Origin of the sequence: Bradyrhizobium sp. WSM2793 (assembly GCF_000379585.1) — a bacterium.
Classification (GTDB): Bacteria; Pseudomonadota; Alphaproteobacteria; order Rhizobiales; family Xanthobacteraceae; genus Bradyrhizobium.
Map to the genome: position 1 here is coordinate 25,146 of NZ_KB902804.1, position 24,925 is coordinate 50,070.

The 24,925-nt window shown below is 64.3% G+C and carries 19 protein-coding genes; 9 read left to right on the forward strand and 10 right to left on the reverse strand.

Features of this window, described 5'->3' with window-relative positions; translation table 11 throughout:
* The first annotated feature begins 86 nt into the window (after window positions 1-86).
* The 6 genes from A3AS_RS0131690 (at window position 87) to A3AS_RS0131715 (ending at window position 5,823) form a co-directional block, all read left to right on the forward strand.
* Window positions 87-1,472 carry a M20 family metallopeptidase gene (locus A3AS_RS0131690; protein ID WP_018321507.1) on the forward strand — a complete coding sequence of 462 codons (1,386 nt, stop codon included), beginning with the start codon at window positions 87-89 and terminating at the stop codon, window positions 1,470-1,472.
* Window positions 1,473-1,573: 101 nt separating this feature from the next.
* Window positions 1,574-2,485 carry an amino acid ABC transporter substrate-binding protein gene (locus A3AS_RS0131695; protein ID WP_018321508.1) on the forward strand — a complete coding sequence of 304 codons (912 nt, stop codon included), beginning with the start codon at window positions 1,574-1,576 and terminating at the stop codon, window positions 2,483-2,485.
* A gap of 115 nt (window positions 2,486-2,600) precedes the next feature.
* Window positions 2,601-3,332: an amino acid ABC transporter permease gene (locus A3AS_RS0131700; protein ID WP_018321509.1), complete on the forward strand. Its 732-nt coding sequence runs from the start codon at window positions 2,601-2,603 to the stop codon at window positions 3,330-3,332.
* Between the two features lie 3 nt (window positions 3,333-3,335).
* Entirely contained in the window at window positions 3,336-4,028 is a 693-nt protein-coding gene (locus tag A3AS_RS0131705; protein WP_018321510.1) for an amino acid ABC transporter permease, read from the forward strand.
* 12 nt (window positions 4,029-4,040) lie between these two features.
* Complete coding sequence (locus A3AS_RS0131710) at window positions 4,041-4,772, forward strand: amino acid ABC transporter ATP-binding protein (protein ID WP_018321511.1); 732 nt, start codon at window positions 4,041-4,043, stop codon at window positions 4,770-4,772.
* A 190-nt stretch (window positions 4,773-4,962) separates the two neighbouring features.
* Entirely contained in the window at window positions 4,963-5,823 is an 861-nt protein-coding gene (locus tag A3AS_RS0131715) for a D-amino-acid transaminase (RefSeq protein WP_018321512.1), read from the forward strand.
* Window positions 5,824-5,961: 138 nt separating this feature from the next.
* Here A3AS_RS0131715 and A3AS_RS0131720 read toward each other — a convergent pair whose 3' ends face one another.
* The 3 genes from A3AS_RS0131720 to A3AS_RS0131730 form a co-directional block, all read right to left on the reverse strand.
* On the reverse strand, window positions 5,962-6,423 hold the full coding sequence (locus tag A3AS_RS0131720; RefSeq protein ID WP_018321513.1) for a carboxymuconolactone decarboxylase family protein: 462 nt from the start codon (window positions 6,421-6,423) through the stop codon (window positions 5,962-5,964).
* 28 nt (window positions 6,424-6,451) lie between these two features.
* Entirely contained in the window at window positions 6,452-8,062 is a 1,611-nt protein-coding gene (locus A3AS_RS0131725) for an MDR family MFS transporter (protein WP_018321514.1), read from the reverse strand.
* 117 nt (window positions 8,063-8,179) lie between these two features.
* The gene (locus tag A3AS_RS0131730; RefSeq protein WP_018321515.1) at window positions 8,180-9,361 is read right to left on the reverse strand and encodes an HlyD family secretion protein; all 1,182 of its coding nucleotides are present in this window, start codon (window positions 9,359-9,361) and stop codon (window positions 8,180-8,182) included.
* Window positions 9,362-9,661: 300 nt separating this feature from the next.
* Here A3AS_RS0131730 and A3AS_RS0131735 point away from each other — a divergent pair, with 300 nt between their 5' ends.
* Window positions 9,662-10,573, forward strand: coding sequence for a LysR family transcriptional regulator (locus tag A3AS_RS0131735; RefSeq protein ID WP_018321516.1), 912 nt, complete (start codon window positions 9,662-9,664; stop codon window positions 10,571-10,573).
* A gap of 121 nt (window positions 10,574-10,694) precedes the next feature.
* Here the strand turns inward: A3AS_RS0131735 and iaaH are convergent, their stop codons facing one another.
* Window positions 10,695-12,113: an indoleacetamide hydrolase gene (gene iaaH / locus A3AS_RS0131740; protein WP_018321517.1), complete on the reverse strand. Its 1,419-nt coding sequence runs from the start codon at window positions 12,111-12,113 to the stop codon at window positions 10,695-10,697.
* A 73-nt stretch (window positions 12,114-12,186) separates the two neighbouring features.
* Window positions 12,187-15,636, reverse strand: coding sequence for an indolepyruvate ferredoxin oxidoreductase family protein (locus tag A3AS_RS0131745; protein ID WP_018321518.1), 3,450 nt, complete (start codon window positions 15,634-15,636; stop codon window positions 12,187-12,189).
* Between the two features lie 152 nt (window positions 15,637-15,788).
* Here A3AS_RS0131745 and A3AS_RS0131750 point away from each other — a divergent pair, with 152 nt between their 5' ends.
* Window positions 15,789-16,244, forward strand: a complete 456-nt coding sequence (locus A3AS_RS0131750; protein WP_018321519.1) for an Lrp/AsnC family transcriptional regulator — start codon at window positions 15,789-15,791, stop codon at window positions 16,242-16,244.
* Window positions 16,245-16,369: 125 nt separating this feature from the next.
* Here A3AS_RS0131750 and A3AS_RS0131755 read toward each other — a convergent pair whose 3' ends face one another.
* Genes A3AS_RS0131755 through A3AS_RS0131765 form a run of 3 tightly spaced genes read right to left on the reverse strand, consistent with a single transcriptional unit; the run spans window position 16,370 to window position 19,612 of the window.
* Window positions 16,370-17,155, reverse strand: coding sequence for a fumarylacetoacetate hydrolase family protein (locus A3AS_RS0131755; protein ID WP_018321520.1), 786 nt, complete (start codon window positions 17,153-17,155; stop codon window positions 16,370-16,372).
* A gap of 15 nt (window positions 17,156-17,170) precedes the next feature.
* Window positions 17,171-18,538, reverse strand: coding sequence for an LLM class flavin-dependent oxidoreductase (locus tag A3AS_RS0131760; RefSeq protein WP_018321521.1), 1,368 nt, complete (start codon window positions 18,536-18,538; stop codon window positions 17,171-17,173).
* 21 nt (window positions 18,539-18,559) lie between these two features.
* Entirely contained in the window at window positions 18,560-19,612 is a 1,053-nt protein-coding gene (locus tag A3AS_RS0131765) for an Ldh family oxidoreductase (protein WP_018321522.1), read from the reverse strand.
* Window positions 19,613-19,910: 298 nt separating this feature from the next.
* Here A3AS_RS0131765 and A3AS_RS0131770 point away from each other — a divergent pair, with 298 nt between their 5' ends.
* Window positions 19,911-23,417 (forward strand): GAF domain-containing protein, encoded by a 3,507-nt coding sequence (locus A3AS_RS0131770; protein WP_018321523.1) that lies wholly within the window; start codon window positions 19,911-19,913, stop codon window positions 23,415-23,417.
* On the opposite strand, the gene A3AS_RS0131775 is transcribed toward A3AS_RS0131770, so the two are convergent.
* Together A3AS_RS0131775 and galE are read right to left on the reverse strand one after the other, a co-directional pair.
* A complete protein-coding gene (locus A3AS_RS0131775; RefSeq protein WP_018321524.1) occupies window positions 23,391-23,732 on the reverse strand; it encodes a hypothetical protein in 342 nt (113 codons plus the stop codon). The two genes, A3AS_RS0131770 and A3AS_RS0131775, sit on opposite strands and share 27 nt — an antisense overlap.
* 186 nt (window positions 23,733-23,918) lie before the next feature.
* Window positions 23,919-24,911: a UDP-glucose 4-epimerase GalE gene (galE, locus tag A3AS_RS0131780; protein WP_018321525.1), complete on the reverse strand. Its 993-nt coding sequence runs from the start codon at window positions 24,909-24,911 to the stop codon at window positions 23,919-23,921.
* Window positions 24,912-24,925: the final 14 nt, after the last annotated feature.

Here is a 24,925-nt window from a genome sequence, read left to right on the forward strand (position 1 = left end):
CCAAGAACTATCGACGTCCCCGCCACTTTCGAAGGGCCACCTGTCTCGGGTAGGGTCCTTTGTCTCAAAGTCTCGAAAAGCAAGTCATGACCAGAGCCGACGCCATCGCCCGCGCCCGTGAGGATTTCAAATCCGGTGCGTTCCTCGCTGAACTCGACCGCCGCGTCGCCTTCAAGACCGAAAGCCAGAATCCCTCGCGCGGCGCCGAGCTGCGCGCCTATCTGGAACAGGAGATGCAGCCGGCGTTTGCCGCGCTGGATTTTACCAGCCGCATCGTCGAGTCCCCCAGTGGCAAGTCGCCGTTCCTGTTCGCCGAGTATCACGAAAACGCCTCAGCGCCCACCGTGCTGATCTACGGCCATGGCGACGTCGTCGACGGCATGGAGGGCGAGTGGCGCGAGGGCCGCGATCCCTGGCGCACGACGGTTGCGGGCACGCGGCTCTATGGCCGCGGCACCGCCGACAACAAGGGCCAGCACAGCATCAACATGGCGGCACTCCGCGCGGTGCGCGACGCCCGTGGCGGCAAGCTCGGCTTCAACGCCAAGTTCATCGTCGAGATGGGCGAGGAGATCGGCTCGCCCGATCTGGGCAAGGTGTGCGACCTCAATCGCGACGCGCTCAAGGCCGACCTGTTCATGGCCTCCGACGGGCCGCGCCTGTCCGCCGACCGCCCGACGCTGTTCCTGGGATGCCGCGGCGGCATCCGCGTTCATCTCGATGTGAACCTGCGCGATGGCGGCCACCATTCCGGCAATTGGGGCGGCGTGCTCGCCAACCCCGCGACCATTCTGGTGAATGCGATCTCGACGCTGGTCGACGGCCACGGCCGTCTCCAGCTCGACGCGCTGAAGCCGCCGCGCCTCAGCAACCAGATCCGCAGCTATCTTGCCGACGTACAGGTGGTGCCGACCGAGGACGAGCCCGCGCTTGCCGAGAACTGGGGCGAGGAGGGGCTGTCGGCCGCCGAGCGGCTTTACGCCTGGAACACGCTGGAAGTGCTGGCGATGTCATCCGGCAATATCGAGAAGCCGGCCAACGCCATTCCGGGCCATGCCAATGCCGTGCTGCAACTGCGTTTCGTGGTCGGCACCGAGGTCGGCGGCCTGATCGAGGCGATCCGCGCGCATCTTGTCCAGAAGGGCTTTTCGATGGTCGAGGTGCGGGCGGCGCAGAGCTTTGCTGCATCGCGCACCGATTTCGACAGCCCCTGGATCAAATGGGCGGCGGATTCGGTGAAAGAGACCACCGGCAAGCCGCCGGCGGTGCTGCCGAACTTCGGCGGCTCGCTGCCCAACGACGTATTCTCCGAGATCCTGGGTCTGCCGACGATCTGGGTCCCGCACTCCTATCCCGGCTGCTCCCAGCATGCGCCCAATGAGCACATCCTGCTGCCATTGACGGAAGAAGCCTTGACGGTGATGGCCGGCCTGTTCTGGGATCTCGGGGAATTGCCCAAGCCGCTGACCTGAGCCCATTAACCTCTGCCGCAAGCCAGCCGAAAGTCACATTCTAATCCGGCCCAATCTGTGCTTGCATCCGGGCCGCATCATCCTGAAAGGGGACCAAAAAAGTGAAACATTTCCGTAGCATTGGGCTCGCGCTCGCCGCGACCTTCGCCGTCAGCCAGGCCGGGGCCCAGGAGCTGACAGGCACGCTGAAGAACATCAAGGACACCGGCGCCATCACGCTGGGCTTCCGCGACTCCTCGATCCCCTTCTCCTATCTCGACGACAATCAGAAGCCCGTCGGATTTGCGATGGACATCTGCTACAAGATCGTCGACGCGGTGAAGAAGGAGCTCAAGCTCGACAAGCTCGAGGTCAAGCTCAATCCGGTGACGTCGGCGACCCGTATCCCGCTGATGGCGAACGGCACCATCGACCTCGAATGCGGCTCGACCACCAACAATGCCGAGCGCCAGAAGCAGGTTGCTTTCACCAACACCCACTACCTGACCGCGAGCCGCTACGTCTTCAAGAAGTCGAGCGGCCTGAAGTCGATCGAAGACCTCAAGGGAAAGACCGTGGTCTCGACCGCGGGAACCACCAACATCAAGCAGCTGACCGAGGCCAACGTCGAGAAAAAGCTCGGCGCCAACATCATTCCGGCCAAGGACCACGCCGAAGCCTTCCTGATGGTCGAGACCGACCGCGCGGTCGCCTTCGTCATGGACGACATCCTGCTCGCCAGCCTCGTCGCCGGCTCGAAGTCGCCGGACGACTACGTCATCTCCAAGGACGCATTCTCCAAGCCGGAGCCGTACGGCATCATGCTGCGCAAGGACGATGCCGCCTTCAAGAAGGTGGTCGATGCGGCGACCGCGGCGCTCTATACGTCCGGCGAGGCCCAGAAGATCTATGACAAGTGGTTCACCGCCAAGATCCCCCCGAAGGGCCTGAACCTCAACACGCCGATCTCGGCCGAGCTGAAGAACGAGTTCGCCAAGCCGACGGACTCGCCGAACCCGGACGACTATAAGTAAGATAACCTCGATCTTTCGATCGGGATCATGTCCGGCCACTCTTGACACAGGGGTGGCCGGACATTTGCATAGGCGGCCAGGATATCTCTGACTGGCGCGTTCGCGCGGGGGACACGTGAACTATAACTGGAACTGGGGAATCTTTTTCCAGCCGAACCCGATGGGGACGGGCACCTATCTCGACATGCTGCTGTCGGGCCTGGCGCTGACCCTGAAAACCGCGGCGCTGGCCTGGGTCATCGCGCTGATCACCGGCTCGATCGTCGGCGTCATGCGCACGCTGCCGTCGAAGGGGGCGAACTGGTTCGGCTTCGCCTATGTCGAATTCTTCCGCAACATGCCGCTGTTGGTGCAGCTGTTCCTGTGGTTCTTCGTGCTGCCCGAGCTGCTGCCGAAGGCCGCCGGCATTTGGCTGAAGCAATTGCCGAACGCGCCGTTCTGGACGGCGGCGATCGGCGTCGGCTTCTTCATGTCGGCGCGCGTGGCCGTGCAGCTGCAGGCCGGCATCGGCTCACTGCCGCGCGGGCAGAAGATGGCGGCGACCGCGCTGGGTCTGACCACCGTGCAGGGCTATCGCTATGTGCTGCTGCCGATGGCGTTCCGCATCATCCTGCCGCCGCTGACGTCCGAATTCCTCAACACCATCAAGAACACGGCGGTGGCGATCACCATCGGCCTGCTGGAGCTGACCGGACAGGCGCGCTCGATGCAGGAATTCTCGTTCCAGGTGTTCGAGGCCTTCACCGCCGCGACCATCCTCTATCTCCTCGTCAACGCCGTCGTGGTGACCGCGATGCGCTTCCTCGAGCGCTGGGTCGCGATCCCCGGCTACATCACGGGGAAATAAGCGATGTTCGGCAATCTCGATTTCGACGTCATCCGCCGCGCTCTGCCCTATTTGTTCTACGAGGGCATGACGTTCACACTGACGCTGACGGGCCTTGCAGCCCTCGGTGGCCTCGTCTTCGGCACGGCACTCGCCCTGATGCGCCTGTCCGGCCTCAAGCTGCTCGGCCGGATCGCCGGGGTCTATGTCGACTTCATGCGCTCGCTGCCGCTGGTGCTGGTGATCTTCTGGTTCTACTTCCTGGTGCCCTATATCGGGCAATGGCTGACCGGCGCCTCGCGTCCCATCAGCGTCGGCGCGTTCGCATCCTCGCTCATCACCTTCATCATGTTCGAGGCGGCGTACTTCTCCGAGATCATGCGCGCCGGCATCCAGTCGATCTCGCGCGGCCAGCCGGCCGCGGCCAGCGCGCTGGGGCTGACCTACGCCCAGACCATGCGCTACGTCGTGTTGCCGCAAGCTTTCCGCAACATGCTGCCGGTCCTGATCACGCAGACCATCGTGCTGTTCCAGGACACCTCGCTGGTCTATGTCCTCTCGATCACGGACTTCCTGGGAGCGGCGAGCAAGGTCGCGCAACGCGACGGGCGTCTCGTCGAAATGTATCTGTTCGCAGCGGTCGTCTACTTCACCATTTCCTGTATCGCGTCCTTCGGCGTTCGTCGCCTCCAGGCGCGCATCGCCATCATTCGATAGAGCGTGTCGGTCATGATCGAAATCAGCCACGTCAACAAATGGTACACTCCGAGCTTCCAGGTGCTGACCGATTGCACCACCAGCGTCACCAAGGGCGAGGTCGTGGTGGTCTGCGGACCCTCGGGCTCGGGCAAGTCGACGCTGATCAAGTGCGTCAATGCGCTGGAGCCGTTCCAGAGCGGCGACATCAGCGTCGACGGCACCAAGGTCAACGACCCCAAGACCAATCTGCCCAAGCTGCGCTCGCGCGTCGGCATGGTGTTCCAGCACTTCGAGCTGTTCCCGCACCTCAAGATCATCGACAATCTCTGCCTCGCGCAGCAGAAGGTGCTGGGCAGGTCGTCTGACAAGGCGGTGACGAAGGGCATGATGCTGCTGGATCGCGTCGGCCTGAAGGAGCAGGCGCAGAAGTTTCCCGCGCAGCTTTCCGGCGGCCAGCAGCAGCGCGTGGCGATCGCGCGCGCGCTTGCCATGGACCCGATCGTGATGCTGTTCGACGAGCCGACCTCGGCACTCGATCCCGAAATGGTCAGCGAAGTGCTCGACGTCATGGTCGATCTCGCCCATGAGGGCATGACCATGATGGTCGTCACCCACGAGATGGGGTTTGCCCGCAAGGTGGCCAATCGCGTGATCTTCATGGACCGCGGCGAGATCGTCGAGGACGCGGCGAAGGACGATTTCTTCGGCCAGCCGCGCAGCGACCGCGCGCAGAAGTTCTTGTCGAAGATTCTGTCGCATTAGCTCCCCTGTCATTCCGGGACGCGCCTCTTGGCGCGGGCCCGGAATCCATCGGGCGGCAGTACGCGAGGTAAGATGGATTCCGGGCTCATTCGCTTTGCGAATGCCCCGGAATGACGGATCGAGGGTTTATCGGGCTCGCCAAATCTCCTATACCGGTGGCTAAATCCCCCTTCCCCCCAGGAGACCTGCCTTGGACCCGATCGCCTACGTCAACGGCTCATTCGTCCCGCTCTCGGACGCCAAGATCTCGGTCCTCGATCGCGGCTTCCTGTTTGCCGACGGCATCTATGAGGTCTCGGCCGTGCTCGACGGCAAGCTGGTCGACAACGCCTCGCATCTGGCGCGGCTGGAGCGCTCGGTCGGCGAGATCAGCTTGAAGCTGCCGGAGACGGTCGAGCGCATCACCGAGCTGCAGAAGGAGCTGATCGCGCGCAACAAGGTCGCCAACGGCCTGGTCTATCTCCAGGTGACGCGCGGCGCCGACAAGGGCCGCGACTTTCCGTTTCCCAAGGGCGACGTCAAGTCGAGCCTGGTGATGTTCACTTCCGAAAAGGACATCATCAACGCCGCATCAGCCAAGACCGGCATCAACGTCATCATCGTGCCAGACATCCGCTGGGAGCGGCGCGACATCAAGAGCGTGGCCCTGCTGGCGCAGGTCTTGGCAAAGCAGGCCGCGGCCGAAGCCGGCGCCGGCGAAGCCTGGATGCTGGAAGATGGCTACGTCACCGAGGGCGGTTCGTCCTCGGCGTTCATCCTCACCAAGGACGACGTCATCGTCACCCGCAAGAACTCCAATGCGATCCTGCCGGGCTGCACCCGCAAGGCCGTGGTGGCGCTCGCCGAGGAACGTCAGCTTCGCGTCGAGGAGCGCTCGTTCACGGTGGCCGAGGCGCTCGCCGCGAAGGAGGCTTTTGCGACGTCGGCTTCACTGTTCGTCCAGCCGGTGGTCGCCATCGACGGCAAGACCATCGGCGACGGCAAGCCCGGCCCGATGGCGACGCGCCTGCGCGAGATCTACGTGGAGTTCGCCAAGGCGACGGCGGTCTGAGCCGTGCACTCGGCTGCCGTAGGGTGGGCAAAGGCGCCCTTGCGCCGTGCCCACGTCCTCTCTCGCTTTAGCTGCAGAACGTGGGCACGCTCCGCTTTGCCCACCCTACGAGACCTGCGCTGAGGCGCGTGTTGTGACCTACGCCACCGACGCCTTCATCTTCACCGGATGAACCGCACGGAACGCGATTGCGATCCTGTTCCAGGCGTTGATGGCGCCGATCAGCATGGTCAGGTTCACGGTCTCTTCCTCGGAGAACTGCGCACGGACCTGCTCGTAGACGTCATCAGGCGCATGCGTCTGCGAGATCAGCGTGACCGATTCCGTCCAGGCCAGCGCGGCGCGTTCGCGATCGGTGTAAAGCGGGGATTCGCGCCAGGCATCGAGCAGGTAGATGCGCTGCTCGGTCTCGCCGCGCTTGCGGGCGTCCTCGGTGTGCATGTTGATGCAGAAAGCGCAGCCATTGATCTGTGACGCCCGGATCTTGACGAGCTCGATCAGCGATTTCTCGAGCCCCGTGGACTGGATCTGCGTCTCCAGCGCCATCAGCGCTTTGATCGTATCCGGCGCGGCCTGATAGTAGTTCATGCGGGGCTTCATGGTCGTTCTCCTTGCTTGCTGGGTTGAGTCAGTGGGCGCCACCGGCTGAGGTCTGGCCGGGCTTCTTCAGGAACAGGACGGCGGCGAGCGCGACGATCAGCGCCATGCCGAGCAGATAAAACGTGTCGCTGAAGGCGAGAATGTACGCCTGCTTCTGCACGATATGGCCAATCGCGACATACGCGCGATGCGCTGCATCCGCACGGTCGAGGATGCCGTGATTGACGAAATATTGCGTGAGCTGTTCCAGCCGTGTGCGGGTGGCCTGCTCGAACACCGAGACCGACTGCATCAGCACATTGGAGTGATACTGCTCGCGCTTGGTCAGCACGGTCTGGAGCAGTGCGATGCCGACGGCGCCGCCGAGATTGCGCATCATGTTGAACAGGCCCGAGGCCGAGCCCGCGTTCTCCGGCTCGATGCCGGCGGTAGCGACCGCCGAGAGCGGCGCCATCACCAGCGCCTGGCCGATGGCGCGGACGACGTTGGGCCACAGCAGCTGGTCGGCGGCGTAATCATTGGTCATATAGATGTTCATGAAGTTGGAAGCCGCGAACAACACGAAGCCGACGCCGATGATGATCCGCGCATCGAACTTTTGCATCAGGCGCGGCACCAGCGGAATCAGCAGGAGTTGCGGCAATCCGGTCCATGCCAGCACCATGCCGATCTGCTCGGAATTGTAGCCCTGGATGCGCGACAGATATTGCGGCAGGATGAAGACCGAGCCGTACAGCGCGATGCCGAGCAGGAAGTTTGCGAGCATGCCGAAGCCGAAATTGCGGCGGACGAGCAGGCGCAGGTTGAGCAGCGGCTTCTTCACCGTGAGCTCGATGATCAGGAAGGCGGTCAGCGCGGCTGCCGCGATCACTGACAGCTTGACGATGAAGGGCGAGCCGAACCAGTCGTCCTTGTTGCCTTCCTCCAGCACGGTCTGCAGCGCCGATAGCCCGATCGCCATGGTGATGATGCCGGCCCAGTCGCCGTCGCGCAGCAGCGCCAGCTTCATCGGCTTGGGCTCGAGCGCGTACCAGAGCATGCCGACCATCACCGCGCCGGGAATGAGGTTGACGTAGAAGATGTACTCCCAGCCGAAATTTTCGGTGAGATAGCCGCCGATGGTCGGGCCGATCGCGGGCGCAAACGTCGCCGACAGCGCGAACAGGGCAAGGCCGACCGGCTGTTTTGCGCGCGGCAGCAGCGTGATGATCAGCGTGAACGCCATCGGAATCAGAACGCCGCCGGTAAATCCCTGCACGGCGCGCAACACGATCATCTGCGGCAAATCCTGCGCCAGTGCGCAGGCCGCCGAGAGAACCAGGAACAGGATCGCGTTGGTCAGAAGATAAATCCGGATCGAGAACACCTGCGCCAGCCAGCCGGACAGCGGGATCACCACGATCTCGGCGACCAGATAGGAGGTCGAGATCCAGCCGCCGTCGTCGATGCCGGCGCCGATCGCACCCTGGATGTCGGCGAGCGAGGCGTTGACGATCTGGATGTTCAGCACCGCCATGAAGGCGCCGAGCGTCGCGCCGATCACAGCGACCCAGGTTTTTGCGGATACGGCCGGCGTGCTCGGAGCTGCGGGGGCGGCGAGATTGGTGGCGGCGTCAACGGTCGGTTGCAGCGTGCTCATGAAAGCCTCGTCTCGGGTACGGAGACAGGATGCGTCAGGCGAATGATTTCGATAATCGATGAAGCTGTGGAAGGATCGTTCGGCAGGATTTGATAATCCCGCCGAGGCCTTCCGGCTTCAGCCGCCGTTCGGGCGGGATGTGTTGCCGGCGAGGCGCTTCGCCGTCTCGCGCTCGGCCAGCACCGCCTGCTTGGTGTCGACCGTCGGCACCGCCGACATGCCGGGGCGCAGCAGGCCGGTGAGGCTGTGGTCGTCGAGCACGATCTTCACCGGCACCCGCTGCACGATCTTGGTGAAGTTGCCGGTGGCGTTGTCGGGCGGCAGCAGCGCGAATTCGAGCCCGCTCGCGGGCGACAGGCTGTCGACATGGCCGTGCAGGGTTCGATTGCGAAAACTGTCGACGTGCAACTCGACCGGCTGACCCGGCCGCACATGCGTGAGCTGGGTCTCCTTGAAGTTGGCGACCACGTACACCGCATCGAGCGGCACCACCGCCATCAATTGCGTGCCGGCTTGCACGTACTGGCCGACGCGCAGCGAGCGAGCGCCGACGGTGCCCTCGACCGGCGCGGTGATCTCGGTATAGGACAGGTTGAGCGCCGCCTGCTGTGCGACAGCGCGGGCCCGTTCGAGCTGGGCCGCCGCCTGGGCGCGCTGGGTGGTGAGCACGTCGATCTTGCGCTGAGCGGCCAGAAGGCCGGATTTCGCATGCTGCGATTGCGCGCTGCTCGCGCGTAGCGCCGCGTCGGTCTGCTGCGCGCGCTGGATCGTGCCGGAGCCGGTCTTCATGAGGTCGTCGTAACGGGCGCGCTCTTCCTGCGCGAATTTCAGGTTGGCGTCGGCTGCAGTGACGTCAGCCGTGCTCTGCTCGATGATCGGCTGTTGCAGCTCGAGCTGGGCATCGATGTTGCGCACCGAAGCTTCGCCGGCGGCGACGTCGGCTTTGGCCTGGTCGAGCGCCGCCCTGAAGTCGCGATCGTCGATCTTGGCCAGCGCCTGGCCCGCCTTCACCTTTTCGTTGTCACCGACCAGCACCTTGGCGATGTAGCCGGAGATTTTTGGTGCGATGATCGTGGAGTCAGCCTTCACATAGGCATCGTCGGTCGTCTCGAGGTAGCGGCCGTTGGTCCAGTAATCGTGCCCGTAATAAACAGCGGTTGCCGTGCCCGCGAGGAACGCGAGCGCCAGCGCCGCGCGCCGCACCCTGTTCCGGGCCGGGGCAGTCGGCGGGGTCTTGGGGTTATCGGGGGTGATTTCAGTTGCCTGCTGAAAAGTCTCGGCGCGGGGCATCTCGGACATGGAAGTCTCCTATCGGCGTCCTGAGACTATTGGTCTTTCTGGGCTTGGTGATAATCGAGGAAATGCTGGAAGGATTATCCATCAGGGTTGGATAATCCAGAGAGGTCGCCTTGGTTGTGATGTCTTAGCGAACCAGACCCGCGACTGCCCCAGCGGGATTGCCGCGCCCGTCGAGCGATTGCTGCTAACGCATGCGTCCTGCTCCACACGAAGCTTCACGCGGGGTGAGATCCCGTGTTTTGATAGTTAATCGGGGTGAATTCCTTGCGATTATCCATCAAAGGCGGATAATCAGGTGCCATGGATCGATTGACCAGCCTCGAAGTCTTCAGCCGGGTGGTAGAGACCGGCGGCTTCTCTGCAGCCGCCCGCAAGCTCAACATGTCGACCACCATGGTGAGCAATCACGTTCAGGCGCTGGAAGACAGGCTCGGGGTGAGGCTGCTTCAGCGGACCACACGCAAGGTCAACCTCACCGAGATCGGCAAGGCCTATTACGACCGTTGCGTCCAGATCCTCGCCGACATCGAACAGGCCGACGATATCGCAGGCGAATTGCAGTCGGTGCCCCGCGGCACGCTGCGCATCCACGTCGCCACGCATATGGTGCAGTTCGTCGCGCCTGTGGTGGCAAAGCTTCTGTCGACCTATTCGGAGCTCAAGGTCGATCTGCGCATGGGCGAAGGCGACGTCGATCTCATCGAGGAAGGCTACGATGTCGCCTTGCGCATGACCTCGCCGCCGGATTCAAGCCTGATCGTCCGCAGCCTCGCTACCTGGCGTCACGTGCTGTGCTGCTCGCACGATTATCTCGAGAAGCACGGCCGGGTGCAGAAGCTCGACGAGCTCGCCGCGCATAATTGTGGCCGACACCTGAATTATCCGTTCGGCGATGAATGGCGCTTCCTCGATCGCAAAGGCGCACCGGCCTCCGTACGCATCTCGGGCAGCTTCGTCACCAATAGCGGGGAAGCGCTGCGCAAGGTCGCACTGGAGGGGGCCGCCATCTGCCTGATGGCGGGATTTCTCATTCAGGACGACCTCGAAGCCGGCCGTCTCGTGCGCCTCTTGCCGGAATATCGGACGATCGAGCTGTCGATGAACGCGGTCTATCCGCATCGTCATCATCTGTCGGCAAAGGTCAGGACCTTCATCGACCTGCTCGCGCAGCACAGCGCCGAGCAGCAAAAGCTGATCAATCCGTATTCGTGAGCCGCGCCGGCAGCGGCCGTGTCGTAGGGTGGGCAAAGGCGCCTTTGCGCCGTGCCCACGATCTGTCAATTGGTGGACAGAAGACGTGGGCACGCTTCGCTTTGCCCACCCTACGAGAGCGTCAATGCGGCGGCGGCAGCCGTCCGAACAGCTTTTCAACCGCCAAGCCGATCGCGAGCAGGCGGCGATCGCTTCCGGCAGGGCCATCGAGTTCAAGTCCGATCGGCAATCTGCTGTTGGCGCCGAGCGCGATCGGGAGCTGGATGCCGGGAATACCGGCATTGCTGCCGGGATCGGTGTTCTGGATGAACAGCCCGAAGTTCTCGAGGCTGCTCGAGTCTGGGTTGGAGGCGATCGCGACGCGCGGCGTGGTCGGGAAAGCGATGGCGTCGAGCCGATGATCGGCGAAGGTCCTGGCATAGAGCGCCTGTAGCGCCGGTCGTGCGGTCTTGATGGCCGCGTCGTAGATCGGCCTGGCATCGAGCAGCGTATTGTCCGGACCCGGCAATTTGCGCGGGATGACGAGGCCATCATAGGTGCCCTTCACGTCGGGGCTCGCAATCTCCGTCGCCAGCGCTTCGATGGTGAGGCCCGTGCCGGTGCGGGCGAGATATCCGACCATGTCGTCATAGGCTTCGTACAGCGCGACCGGGAAGCCGACCTGGCCGTTGAGTTCGGCGAGCTGCGGCATCTCGACCTCGACGACCGTGACACCCTGAGCCTTCATCCGCACGATGGCGGCCTGGAGGGCGGTTTCGGTGTCGGCATCGAGATTGGTCAACATCGTCTTCACGATGCCGATCCGCACCTGCTTCAGGTCGGCCGGTAGGGCCGCCTCGCCATTCGTGATGACGCGATCGAGCAGCTCGACGTCGGCCATGGTCGCGGCCATCGGGCCTGCAGTGTCGCGCGTGTGCGAGATCGGGGCGATGCCTTCCTGTGGATAGCGCCCGACGGTCGGGCGCAGCGAGGCGCATCCGTTCAGGGCGGCGGGCACGCGCACCGATCCTCCGGTATCGGTGCCGAGCCCGCCTGAGACGATCCGCGCGCCGATTGCAGCGCCGGTCCCGGACGAGGAGCCGCCGGCGATCAGGGCCCGGTCATAGGCGTTGCGCACGCCGAACTCCGCGCCGGTCTTGAACGCGGTGTTGTAGCCGGAGATGCCGAAGGCCAGCTCGTGCATGCTGGTCTTGCCGATGATGATCGCGCCCGCCGCGCGTAGCTTTGCCACGACCGGCGCATCGGCTTTCGGAACGTAATCTCTGAGTGCGGGTGTGCCGGCGCTACAGGGCAGTTCCGCGACCTCGATGTTGTCCTTGATCACAAGGGGCACACCGCCGAGCGGCTTGTCCTTGTCGCCCGTCGCGTCGAATGCCGCAGCGGCCTTCAGGGCGCCGGCCTCGTCCAGCGTGACGAAGGCATTGAGATCGGCATTGGCCTTGGCGCGGGCGAGAGCCTCCGTTGTGAGCGCGGTACTCTTGACTGTCCCGGCGCGGAGGGCGGCCGCGGCCTGGGTCAGGGTCAATTGGTCGAAATCCATGATGCGTCACCCGATTGGTGGGCAGCCATCAGGGCCCCCCGGGGATAGAGGCTGAAGCCTCGCCGGCTCCGCGTCAACCGGTGGCGCGCAGCTTTGCCGGCGGCGACGGGTGGAGTTCATTGAACAGCCGCTCGACCTCGATCTTCGCCTTCGCGATCGCGGCGTCCTTGACCGGGCCGTAGCCGCGGATGTCCATCGGCACTGCTGCGATTGCGACGAGACCTGGCAGATGCGCGGCATCGAACCTGCCGAGCATCCGCTCGATCAAACCTTCATACCAGGCAATCAGCTCGCGCTCGGTGCGCCTTTCCCCGGTGTAGCCGAACGGATCGAACCGCGTGCCGCGTAGCCCCTTCAGCCGCGCGAGCATGGCGAGCGGCATCTGGATCCATTGGCCGAAGGCGCGCTTGCGCGGACGCCCCCGTGCGTCGCGCCGCGACGGCAGGAAGGGCGGGGCGAGGTGATACTGGACGCTGAAGCCGTCCTCGAATTCGCGCTTCAGCTCGTCGAGGAATCCGCCCTGCATGTGCAGCCGCGCCACCTCGTATTCGTCCTTGTAGGCCATCAGCTTGAACAGGGCGCGTGCGACGGCCTCGGTCAGGGCCTCGCTGTTCAGGACAGCTTCGGCGCGGCGGACCCTCGCGACGGTCGCCCGGTAGCGCGCCGCATAGGCGGCGTCCTGATAGGCAGTGAGGAATTCGGCGCGCCGCTCGATCATCTGGTCGAGCGTCTCGATCTTGGGCGCTTCATCGACTTTCGGCAAAAAGTCCGGATCGGCGGCCGCAATCCGGCCCCAGGCAAAGGCCTGCTTGTTGCGCTCGACGGCGACGCCGTTGAGCTCGATTGCACGCAGCAGCGCTTGCAGTGAGATCGGCACCAAACCGCGCTGCCAGGCAAAGCCCAGCATGATGATGTTGGCATAGACGACATCGCCGAGCAGCCGTTCCGCTAGCGCGTTGGCGTTGATGGTGCCGAGATTGCCCTCGCCGATGACTTGGCCGATTGCACGCAGGCGCGCGGGGGAGGCGAGATCGGCATCGCGGAAACGGACGACGTCGCCGGTCGGCATCTCCGCGGTGTTGATCGCGGCGCGCGTGCCGCGGCGGTAGGTGCCGGAGGCCTTCGGCGAGGAGCTGACGACGAGATCGCAGCCGATCAGCGCATCGGCTGCGCCCTGGTCGATACGGACCTGATGCAGCGCCGCAGGGCTCGAGGCGAGGCGGATGTAGCTCAGCACGGGCCCGAATTTCTGCGCGAAGCCGGTGAAGTCGAGCACTGAGACGCCGCGGCGTTCGAGGTGCGCCGCCATGCCGATCAGCGCGCCGACAGTAATCACGCCGGTACCGCCGACGCCGGTCACCAGCAGGTCGTAAGAACGGTCGAGTGCCGCCGTCGCGGGCAACGGAAGTGTGGCGGCGCGCCCAACGGCGTCGATCTGGCTCGCGCTCTTCTTGCGACGCGTCGCGCCTTCGACGGTCACAAAACTCGGGCAGAAGCCGTTGAGGCAGGAAAAATCCTTGTTGCAGGTCGACAGGTTGATCTGGCGCTTGCGGCCGAACGGCGTCTCCTTCGGCTCGACGCTGAGGCAGTTGGATTCCACCGAGCAGTCGCCGCAGCCCTCGCAGACGAGATCGTTGATATAGGCGAAGCGCTTCGGGTCGGCCATCTGCCCGCGCTTGCGCCGGCGTCGCTTCTCCGTGGCGCAGGTCTGCTGATAGATCAGGACCGAGACGCCGGGGACATCGCGCAGCTCGCGCTGCACGGCATCCATCTCCTCGCGCGGATGAAGGGTGACGCCGGCCGGCAGGTCGGCAGGCGAGAACTGTGCCGGATCATCCGACACCAGCGCGATGCGCGCCACACCTTCGGCGCGGACGCTGTGGGCGATGGCATGCACGCTGATGGGACCGTCGACCGGCTGGCCACCGGTCATCGCGACGGCGTCGTTGAACAGGATCTTGTAGGTGATGTTGGCCTTGGCGGCGATCGCCTGCCGGATCGCCATCGAGCCGGAGTGGTAATAGGTGCCTTCGCCGAGGTTCTGAAAGATGTGCTTGTGACCGGTGAAGCGTGACGACGCCGCCCAGTTGACGCCTTCACCGCCCATCTGGATCAGTGACGAGGTCTCCCGGTCCATCCAGCTTGCCATGAAGTGACAACCGATGCCGGCCAGCGCCTTGGAGCCTTCAGGTACCTTTGTTGACGTGTTGTGCGGGCAACCCGAGCAGAAATACGGCGTGCGCGTCGCGCCAGAGACGTTGATGGTGCGTGCGGCCTCCGGCATCAGAGCGGCCGCGCGTGCGGCGAGATTGAGGCCTGGAAACATCGGATCAAGCCGGCGCGCCAACACGCCCGCCAGCGCGCGGGGCGACAATTCGCCGATCCAGGAGATCAGCCTGGCGCCGGTTTCGTCGTGCTTGCCGACCATGCGCACCGGCTTGCTGCCAGGATAGTCGTAAAAATATTCCTTGAACTGGCTCTCGATGATGCCGCGCTTCTCCTCGACCACGAGGATCTCGCGCTTGCCCTTCACAAAATCCATGGCGTCATGCAGCGCCAGCGGCCAGACCATGCCGACCTTGTAGACGTCGATGCCGATGCTGCGGCAGGCGGCTTCGTCAAGGCCCATCAGCCGCAGCGCCTCCATCAGGTCCAGATGGGCCTTGCCTGTGGTGACGATGCCGTAGGTGGCGTCCGCAATGTCGTAGATGTGACGGTCGATCGGATTGGCCTTGGCGAAGGCGTAGACCGCGTGCTTCTTCGCCTCGAGCCGCTCCTCGATCTGCGGGCCCGGCAAATCAGGCCAGCGATAATGCAGGCCGCCTGGCGGCGGCGTGAACTCGGGCGTGCGGAAGTGGCGCGGCGGCTGCAGCGCGACGGAGGCGCCCGACTCGACGATCTCCGAGATCGCCTTGAAGCCGACCCACATGCCGGAGAAGCGACTCAGTGCATAGCCATATTCGCCGAACGCGAGATACTCGCCGACGCTCGCGGGATGCAGCGTCGGCATGAACCAGCTCATGAAGGCGACGTCGGACTGGTGCGGCATCGAGGAGGAGACGCAGCCATGGTCGTCGCCGGCGACCACCAGCACACCGCCATGCGGCGAGGAGCCGTAGGCATTGCCATGCTTCAGCGCATCGCCGGAGCGATCAACGCCGGGGCCCTTGCCGTACCAGAGGCCGAACACGCCATCGACCTCGCGATCTCCTTGCGTTTCGACCTGCTGCGAGCCAAGCACCGCGGTCGCGGCGAGGTCCTCATTCACTGCGGGTAGGAATTCGATGCGGTCCCGCTTCAGCCGCTCCTGGATGCGCCAGAGCTCGAGGTCGATGCCGCCGAGCGGCGAGCCGCGATAGCCTGAGATGAAGCCGGCCGTGTTGAGCCCCGCGGCCCGGTCGCGCCTGACTTGGTCGAGCGCGATGCGGACGATGGCCTGTGTGCCCGTAAGGAAGACGCGGCCGTGTTCACGATCGTAGCGATCGGAGAGTTCGTAGGGGTCGAGTGACGGAAAGGCGTCCATGCGGACCTCCCGCGGCATCCTTGCCGGATGAGCGGAGGGTAGGCCCTGATGGTTGGTAGGTCTTACCTATCTTTCCTAGCCGCAAGCTGATTCTGGTAAATTGTCCCGGATTCGGCTATCATGCGGTAGAATACACCAGATTGAGCCGATCGATGATCGAAGACCAGGACACCCGGATTCTCGCGCACCTCCAGAAGGACGGCCGCGCCACCAACCAGCAGCTCGCCGACGAGGTCGGCATGTCCACCTCTGCCTGTTGGCGACGCGTGCGCGCGCTGGAGGAGGCCGGCATCATCCAGGGTTATGCGGCGCTGGTCGCGCGCGAGCCGGCGGGCTTCGCGATGTCCGCCATTCTCCACGTCTCGCTGGAACGGCACGATGCAAAGTTCGTCGACGAATTCGTCGCGCGGGTAACCAAACGCCGCGAGGTGCTGGAGTGCTTTGCGACCACGGGCGACGCCGATTATCATTTGCGCGTCGTCGTGCAGGACATGGCGGCCTACAACCGCTTCCTCGACGAGTTCATGTTCCGCATTCCCGGCATCCGCTACGTCCGCAGCAACGTGGTGCTGAAGGAGATCAAGTCGAGTGTGGCGCTGCCGTTTTGATTCCCGAGAGATGCCGTAGGGTGGGCAAAGCGAAGCGTGCCCACGATCTTTCACGACGGAAAAAGATGGTGGGCACGGCGCAAGAGCGCCTTTGCCCACCCTACGGCACCGGTGCTGCGGGGCCGCTAGCGCCCCTCCCGCACAAACCTGTTCCGCAACGTCCCGACACCGGTGATGTCGATCTCCACGATATCGCCGTGCTTGATGTCGGGCGAGGCACCGTCCGTGCCCATCCAGATCACGTCGCCGGGCCATAAGGTAAAATACTTGGTCAGTTCGACCAGGAACGGCACCACGCCGAAGATCATGTCGTTGGTCGCGAAGCGATTGGTCTCCTTGCCGTTGACCCGGACCACCGTTTCCATCTGTTCGAGATCGGCTTCGGTCTCGATCCACGGCCCCATCGGCTTGAACGTGTCGGCGTTCTTCGAGCGCCACAGGCTGCGATCGGCCTTCTGCCAGCTGCGTTCGCTGACGTCGTTGCCGATGGTGTAGCCGAACACGCAATCCATCGCGTTGTCCTTGGTGAGATGTTTCACCTTCTTGCCGATGACGACGACGAGCTCGCCCTCGTAATGGATTTTCTCCGTCGCAAAGGACGGGATCACGACGTCCTCGTCATGTGCGATCAGCGCGTTCTGGGCGCGATAGCCGATCTCGGGACGGTCAGGCACGGCCGGCACGGTGCCGGCCTTGTCGGCGGCTTCCTTCAGGTGCTTGAGGTAGTTCAAGCCGACGCAATAGAAGGTGCGGGGGATCAGTGGCAACTCGATCTTCACGTCCGACAGCGAATGCGTGCGCGAGCTGCGCCGCCATTCACCGAAGGGGTCGCCTTCGACTGCGATTACCTTGTCGTCCTCGATGATTCCCCACGAGGTCTTGCCTGCATCAGTAAATTTCAGCCAGCGCATGCCAAGTCCTCGTTGCTATTTCGCGGCATCGCGCGGCGGCACCTTCCAGGCGCCGGCCGCGGGCCGCTTCAGTCCGAGATTTTCGCGCAGCGTCTTGCCGCGATAGTCTTTCTGAAACAGTCCGCGGCGTTGCAGCTCCGGAACGACATGCTGGACGAAATCGGCGTAGGAGCCGGGAACGTAGGTCGCCGCGATGACAAAGCCGTCGCAGCCGCGCTCGACAAACATCTCCTCGAGCTTGTCCGCGATCTCCTTGGGGCCGCCAACCATTGCGTCCTGCACCTGGCCGCGGCCGGAGAAAGTGACGAAGTCGCGCGCGCTCGGATTGCTCTTGCCCGAATTCTTCAGCACGCCGTCGCGGATGCCCAGGATACCCTGCATGCTCTTCAACTCGTCAGTGGTCAGCGGTTCATCGAGATCCTTGGAGGCGAAGTCGTAGTTGAGCGCTTCGGCAAGCAGCGACAGCGCGTCGATCTGGAGCGGCAGCTTGTTGATCAGCGCCATCCTGTCCTCGGCTTCCGCCTTGGTCGCGCCACAGACCGGCGTCGTCAAATTGCAGAGGAACATCTGGTCGGGATCGCGGCCGGCCTTGGCGGCCTCGTTGCGCACGGACGCATAGCCGTCCTTGGCGCCCTGAAGATTGCGCGCGGCGGTGAAGATCACCTCGCCCCACCGCCCGGCAAAGCGCTGGCCTCGGCCCGATGCCCCGGCCTGGATGATCACGGGATGACCTTGCTGCGAACGCGGCACGGTGAACGGCCCGCGTGACTTGAACGCCGCGCCCTTGTGGTCGAGCCGCTTCACCTTGGTCGGATCAGCAAAGCGGCCGGTCTTCTTGTCCATGATGAGCGCGCCGTCTTCCCAGGTGTCCCAATGGCCGAGCACGACCTCCATGAATTCGTCGGCCTTGTCGTAGCGGGAATCGTGTTCTGGATGGGAGTCGCGCCCCATGTTGAGCGCCTCGCCGTCGTTGAGCGAGGTGACGACGTTCCAGCCGGCGCGTCCGCCGGACATGAGATCGAGCGTCGCGAAGCGGCGGGCGACGTCGAACGGTTCGTAATAAGTGGTCGAGCACGTCGCGCCCAGCCCGAGCTTCTCGGTGACCATGCCCATCGTGGTCAGCACGATCAGCGGATCCATCTTCACGCAGCGGATGCCGTATTCGACGGTATGGGCGTGGTCGTTGCCGTAGCGGTCCGGCATCGCCAGGCGGTCGTCGAAGAAGGCCATGTGGAACTTGCCGGCTTCGAGAATTCTGCCGATCTCCTGATAATAGTCCGCCGACATCGAATCGTCGCGCGAATCCGGATGCCGCCAGGAGCTCGGCAGGTTGGTGCAGTTCTGCGCCTGGAGAAAGCCGACCAGGACCATCTGTCGATTCATGCTGCTGTTCTCCTGATGCCGTCAGGCCAGATCGAGGACGGTGTCGAGCCGGTATTCCCGCGCCAGCGCGCGCAGCCTTTCCCAGGTGGCATCCTCGATCTCGATGCCGTCGCGCAGGCGCTGCTCCTCGCGCAGGCCCTCGATCTCGCCGGGATAGTAGACGCCTTTGCTGCCCTCTGACGGCGGCGTCGATTTCAGATAGCGCGCGAACTCGGCGACCTCGCGCTTGAACTCCTGCAGCGGGCGGAATGCGGCGACATTGAACACCGCCATGAAGCATCCGTCATTGTGTCGCCCCGTCGGCTCGACGCCGAAGCCGAGGCCGGTGAGGAGGCCGCACAGCACCTCGACCATCGCAGCAAGGCCGCTGCCTTTGTAGCCCTCGGTGCCGCCGAGCGGCAGCAGCGCGCCACCCTTGCGGTATTGGGTCGGATCGGTGGTGTGTCGTCCCTCGGCATCGATGATCCAGCCCGTCGGAATCTCCTCGCCTCGGGCGACCGCGAGCTGGATCTTGCCGGCTGCGACAGCTGAAGTCGCCATATCCAGATAGAATGGCGCATCTAGATCGGACGGCACCGCGATCGAGATCGGGTTGGTGCCGAGCCGCGCTTCCTTGCCGCCGAACGGCGCCACGTGCTTCGGCGAGCGGCCGGAATCCGCCGTGGCAATCCCGATCATGCCTGCGCGCATCGCCATCAAGGGGTAGGCGGCGAGGCGGCCGACATGGCTTTGCCGGAACACGGTGCAGGCAGCGACATTCGCCGTCCTGGCTTTCTCGATCGTCAGCGCCATCGCCTTGGCGTTGACGTGGAAACCAAAGCCCCAATGGCCGTCGATCACGGTCGTGGTCGGCGATTCCTGGACCACGGTCCATTTGGCGCCGGGAACGATGTGGCCGGCCTTGATCCGGTCGATATAGGTGGGAACGGCGATCACGCCGTGGGAATCATGGCCGGCGAGATTGGCATTGACGCAGCCGACGGCGACGGCGTCGGCTTCTTCCTCGGAGGCTCCGGTGGCGCGGAGCAGGGCGGCGCTGACGCGCGTGAGGCGATCGGCCGTGACGATCGGCATGGCGTTCCCCGGGGTCTTTGCCCTTGGCGGGCACTGATTGTTGGAGGCCATCGTCTCAAAGCGCAGCTGCGATATCAATCTCCCGTAAACCAATACAGGGCTGCAAATTCGTAAAGAGATCGCGCCTCTCGCTGAGGATTCGTCCCGCGCGGCGGTATTTTCGGTAGTTTACCCGGGGTCGTTCGCAGCTCGTTCACTTTGATCGATTGTTTGCAGCGCGCAATAACCACCACTTAGGCGATGGCCCCTCATAAAGTCACCCGGGAGAAATAGGCAGAAATGCCCGGGAGCTGAGATCGTGCCGACGACACTCGCGCGCACCTTTGCGGCGTTGAGCGCCATCAACGAAGCGATCCTCTATGCGAAATCGCCGGACGAGCTGTACCAGAAGGTCTGCAACGCCGGGTTTTCGAGCGGGGATTTCTTGGCTGTCGCCGTGTTTCTGGTCGGAGCGGACGACCGGCGGCTCCATTTTGCGGCCGGCTGTGGCGATGACATTGCGCGGCTGCGCTCGATCGAAATCACGACGGATGCCGGCACACCCGAAGGCTCGGGCGTCGGCGGCGAGGCATTTCGCGATCAGAAACTGTGCGTCAGCAATGATTATCTGAACGACCCGCGTTCGCTGGCGTGGCGTCAGGGTGCAGCTTCCGCCGGCATTGGCGCGGCTGCGGCACTGCCGCTGCTCTGCAACGGCAAGAGCGTCGGCGTGCTCTACGTGACCCGCCGCGAAGCCGGCTCGCTGAACGAGCAGATGGTGTCGCTGTTCGAGCGCATGTCGGCCAACATTTCCTACGCTCTGGACAATTTCGCGCGCGAGACCGCGCGGCAGACCAGCGAACGGGCGACGCGGCGACTCAACCGCATGTTCGGCGCCATCAGCGCCACCAACGAAGCCATCCTGCGCGCCAAGACCGAGCAAGAGCTGTACCAGCTCGTGTGTGACGCCTCCGTTCACGGGGGCAAGTCGCTGGCGACCATCGTGTTGCTCCGCGAACCGGATTCGCATTGGATGAGTCCGGTCGCGTCCACCGGCCAGAACCTCGCACTGATCACCCAGGCGCGCTATTCGATTGATCCGGAGAATCCCTACGGCAAGGGACTATCCGGTGAGGTGTTCCGGACGCAGAAGGCCATCGTCGAGGACGATCTCGCCAGCCGCACCAGAGGCACGCCGTGGGAGCAGGCCAACGTCAACACTGGCGTTGCCGCCTGCGTGGTCGCGCCGCTGATCAGGCACGGTGAAAGTGTCGGCGTGCTCTTGTTTTTCATCAGCCGCTCCTGGGCCAAGGACGAGGAGATCGTCGCGCTCCTGCTGCGTATGGCGGAGAACGTCTCGTTCGCGATCGATAATTTCGGCCGCGAGTCCGAGAAGGCCAAAATCGCTGCGGAAGAAGAGCGGCTGGCGCGCATGTATGCGGCGCTCAGCGCCACCAACGAGGCGATCCTGCGGGCGCGGTCGCGCGCCGATCTGTTCGACCTCGTCTGCGAGGCGACGGCGAAGGGCGCCAAGTTCACTTCGGCCAACATCGCCCTGGTCGACCCTCACGCCGGGCTGCTGCGCGTCGTCGCCTGTTACGGACCGAACGCCGACCACGTTCGCAACTTCAAGTTATCCATCTCCGAGGAGGTGCCGGAAGGGCGCGGACTGACCGGCACCGCGTTCCGCACGCGCCAGCCCGCCGTCAGCAACGACGTTCTCGCCGACGAGCGCATCGCGCCCTGGCACGCCAGCGCCCGCCGCAACGGGATCGCGTCCTCCGCCGCGTTGCCGCTCTTCAACGGCGACCAGGTCGAAGGCGTGTTTCTGTTCAACTCCCCGGAGTGCGGCACGTTCACACCCGAATTCGTCGAATTGCTGCGCAAGCTCCAGGCCAACGTCGCCTTCGCGCTGGAAGGCTTCGATCGCGCCGAGGAGAAGGCGCAAGTGGACAAGCAGCGCAATCGCCTGAGCGGAATGTTCGAAGCGCTCAGCGCAACCAATGAAGCGATCATGCGCGCCAAGACGCGCGAGGACCTGTTCGAGGCCGCGTGCCAGGCAGCTATTCTCGGCGACGTGTTCGCGTCGGCAACGATCGGCATCATCGACGAGGAAAACGAGCTCGTCCGCGTCGTCGCGGTGAAGGGGCGCCTGCAGCAGCAGATGGTTGGACGGACCTGCAGCATTTCCGCCGACCATCCCGAAGCCAAGGGGATCATCGGCACCTCGCTCCGGACCCGCCGGCCCAGCGTCATGAACGACTATCTGAACGAGCCGCGGTCGGCATACTGGCGCGCGAAGGCGATCGAGGACGGAACGCGGGCCGCCGCCAGCTTCCCGCTTCTAAAGGCGGGCCAGGAGCCGATCGGCATCCTGCTTTTCCTCGCGCCCGAGGAGAACACATTCACGCCCGATCTGGTCGAACTGCTCGGGCGCCTTGCCGAAAACGTCTCCTTCGCGCTCGACAATTTCGACCGTGCCGAGGAAAAGGCCCGCACCGAGGCGCAGAAGGAGCGCCTGACGCGCATGTTCGCGGCTCTGAGCGCGACCAACGAGGCGATCATGCGGGCGAAGTCGCGCGCCGAGCTGTTCGATCTCGTCTGTCTCGCGGCCTCGAACGGTGCCAAGTTCACGTCGACGACCATCGCGCTGGCCAGGGCCGACAGCGACCAGCTGGAGATCGTGGCGAGCGCCGGGCCATCTTCCAACACCACGCGGAACGTTCGCCTCTCGATCGACCCCGAGCGTCCCGAAGGGCGCGGGATGAGCGGCACGGCGTTCCGCACGCGCCAGCCCTGCATCAGCAACGACTATCTTAATGACGATCGCGTCAGCGCATTCCACGCCGTCGTCCGCGGCGACGGCGCGCGATCGGGCGCGGCATTTCCGCTCATCGTGCACGATCAGGCCGTCGGCGTCATGATCTACATGTCGACCGAGCCGGCTACCTTCACGGCCGAGTTCGTCGAGCTGTTGCAGCGTCTCGCCGACAATGTGTCCTTTGCGATGGAGCGCGAGCAGTTCTCTTTGAACTACCAGCCCAAGGTGGACATGGAGACCGGCCAGATCACCGGCGTGGAAGCCCTGCTGCGCTGGACGCATCCCGATCTCGGCAACATCTCGCCGGCTCAGTTCATTCCGCTCGCCGAGGAAACCGGCCTGATCGTGCCGATCGGCCGCTGGGTGCTCAACGAGGCCTGCGCGCAAGCCATGGCCTGGCAGCGCCGCGGCCTGTTGCCGTTGTCGATGGCGGTCAATTTGTCGCCGCGGCAGTTCGCCGACGAGCATCTGTTGCAGGACGTCGACGAGGCGCTGGCGGCCAGCGGCATGTCGCCGGTGCTGCTCCAGCTCGAAGTCACCGAGAGCATGATGATGCGCAATGTCGGCCGCGCGCTCAAGGTGCTCGATGCCATCCAGAGCCGCGGCATCCGCCTCGCCATCGACGATTTCGGCACCGGCTATTCGTCGATGTCGCTGATGAAGCACTTCCCGATCGACACCATCAAGATCGACCGCTCCTTCGTGCGCGATCTGCCGCAGGATTCCGAGGACCAGGCGATCGCGCAGGCCATTATCAGCATGGGCAAGGCGCTCGGCATGACCGTCGTCGCCGAAGGCGTCGAGAACGTCGAGCAGGAGGCGTTCCTGCGTACCCATGGCTGCGACGAGATGCAGGGCTTCCTGATCTCGAAGCCGCTGCCGGCCAAGCAGATGGCCGAACTGCTGCGGCCGATGGTCCTGCCTGTCGCCCCGCCGCTCCAGCCGGAGCCGGACGTTGCCGCTACTGAAGCTGCGGCGTCACGGCTGAAACGCGCTGTCGTCTGACGGCTGCGGGTGCAGCTCGCGGACGTCGTGCTCCCCGCCCTCGACCTTGCTCGGAAAATCCTGAGGCCCTGTCAGCGATGTCTGCTCGACGAACAGCGCGAGAATCGCGTGCGCGCCCTCGGCGAAGCTCGCACCCTCGTTCAAACCGAGTTCGGCGCACCATGGGCAACTCATCTGCTCCTGGTCGTCGAACACCGCCATGGCAGGTCCCCACCACCAGGCGGGCGCGGGCGAGCGCTCGTCCGCAGGCACAATGTGCCAGCGGGCAAACTCCTCCATCACGCGCTCGAACTCCAGGCGGGCGGCCTGATGCATTCGTTCCATGCTCCCAGGGATCCGCGACCGATGACAGGGCTTCGCGCCGAAATGATCGTGACCTGACGCTCGGAAAAATCGGCTCGCTCAATCGGCCGAGCATGCATGCCGGCATCGTCGCCGGCAGCGAAGGCCCAGTCTAGCCGTTCACGCCTCCGCTGATCAAGGCGCGGGCGCCCCGATTGCCTAACGCTGTCTGAACGGATGCGCCTTCTGGTGCCAGGCCCAGGCGGTGCGGATGACCGTCGCCAGGTCGGAATGGCCAGGCACGAAGTTCAGCACCTTTCGCGCAGCGGAAGGATCTGCGACCAGATAAGTGGGATCGCCGGCGCGGCGCGGCTTGACGGTGTGCGGCACCTCGCGGCCGGTCTCCTGCCTGATCGCGTTCAGGATCTCGCGCACGGAAAAGCCGGAGCCGGTGCCGAGATTGAAGCTGCCGCCGGCATGCCCCTCTTCCAGCAGCTTCAAGGCCGCGACATGCGCCGCGGCGAGGTCGGTGACGTGGATGTAGTCGCGGATCGCGGTTCCGTCGGGCGTGTCGTAGTCGTCGCCGAACACCGCGAAGTCGACATGGCCCTGCAGCGCCATCATGGCGCGGGGAATGAGGTGGGTTTCATTGTCGCGCAGCTCGCCGATGCCGCCGGCCGGATCGGCGCCGCTGGCGTTGAAATAGCGCAGGCAGAACGCGCCGAAGCCATAGGCCGAGCGATAATCGGCGAGCATCCGCTCGATCATCAATTTCGACGCGCCATAGGGGTTGATCGGCATGCAGGGAAAGTCTTCCGGCAGCTCCTTGGAATCGGCATTGCCGTAGACGGCGCCGGTCGAGGAGAACACGATGCGATGGCAGCCTGCGTTGCGCATCGCCTGCAACAGCGACAGCGTGCCCTGAACGTTGTTGATGTAGTATTTCTGCGGATCGGTCATGGACTCGCCGACCAGGCTCGCCGCCGCGAAATGCATCACCGCCGTGATTTTGTGGTCGGCGAAGGCGCGTGCCAGCGCCGTGCCGTCGAGCAGATCGCCCGTCACCAGGGGGCCGGCAACGAAGCTGCGATGACCTGTCGAGAGATTGTCATAAACGACGGGCTGGTAGCCGGCGGCGGTCAATGCGCGGCAGGCATGCGAGCCAATATAGCCCGCGCCCCCGGTGACGAGGACGGTCGGTCGGTCGGTCATATCGTCTTCTGCTC

Coding starts and splice junctions, on each gene's coding strand:
- A3AS_RS0131730 (WP_018321515.1), bottom strand. CDS start 9,361: ATGTCCGAGATGCCCCGCGCCGAGACTTTTCAGCAGGCAACTGAAATC.
- galE (WP_018321525.1), bottom strand. CDS start 24,911: ATGACCGACCGACCGACCGTCCTCGTCACCGGGGGCGCGGGCTATATT.
- A3AS_RS0131755 (WP_018321520.1), bottom strand. CDS start 17,155: ATGCGCTGGCTGAAATTTACTGATGCAGGCAAGACCTCGTGGGGAATC.
- A3AS_RS0131705 (WP_018321510.1), top strand. CDS start 3,336: ATGTTCGGCAATCTCGATTTCGACGTCATCCGCCGCGCTCTGCCCTAT.
- A3AS_RS0131760 (WP_018321521.1), bottom strand. CDS start 18,538: ATGAATCGACAGATGGTCCTGGTCGGCTTTCTCCAGGCGCAGAACTGC.
- A3AS_RS0131710 (WP_018321511.1), top strand. CDS start 4,041: ATGATCGAAATCAGCCACGTCAACAAATGGTACACTCCGAGCTTCCAG.
- A3AS_RS0131750 (WP_018321519.1), top strand. CDS start 15,789: ATGATCGAAGACCAGGACACCCGGATTCTCGCGCACCTCCAGAAGGAC.
- A3AS_RS0131725 (WP_018321514.1), bottom strand. CDS start 8,062: ATGAGCACGCTGCAACCGACCGTTGACGCCGCCACCAATCTCGCCGCC.
- iaaH (WP_018321517.1), bottom strand. CDS start 12,113: ATGGATTTCGACCAATTGACCCTGACCCAGGCCGCGGCCGCCCTCCGC.
- A3AS_RS0131720 (WP_018321513.1), bottom strand. CDS start 6,423: ATGAAGCCCCGCATGAACTACTATCAGGCCGCGCCGGATACGATCAAA.
- A3AS_RS0131735 (WP_018321516.1), top strand. CDS start 9,662: ATGGATCGATTGACCAGCCTCGAAGTCTTCAGCCGGGTGGTAGAGACC.
- A3AS_RS0131745 (WP_018321518.1), bottom strand. CDS start 15,636: ATGGACGCCTTTCCGTCACTCGACCCCTACGAACTCTCCGATCGCTAC.
- A3AS_RS0131775 (WP_018321524.1), bottom strand. CDS start 23,732: ATGCATCAGGCCGCCCGCCTGGAGTTCGAGCGCGTGATGGAGGAGTTT.
- A3AS_RS0131765 (WP_018321522.1), bottom strand. CDS start 19,612: ATGCCGATCGTCACGGCCGATCGCCTCACGCGCGTCAGCGCCGCCCTG.
- A3AS_RS0131690 (WP_018321507.1), top strand. CDS start 87: ATGACCAGAGCCGACGCCATCGCCCGCGCCCGTGAGGATTTCAAATCC.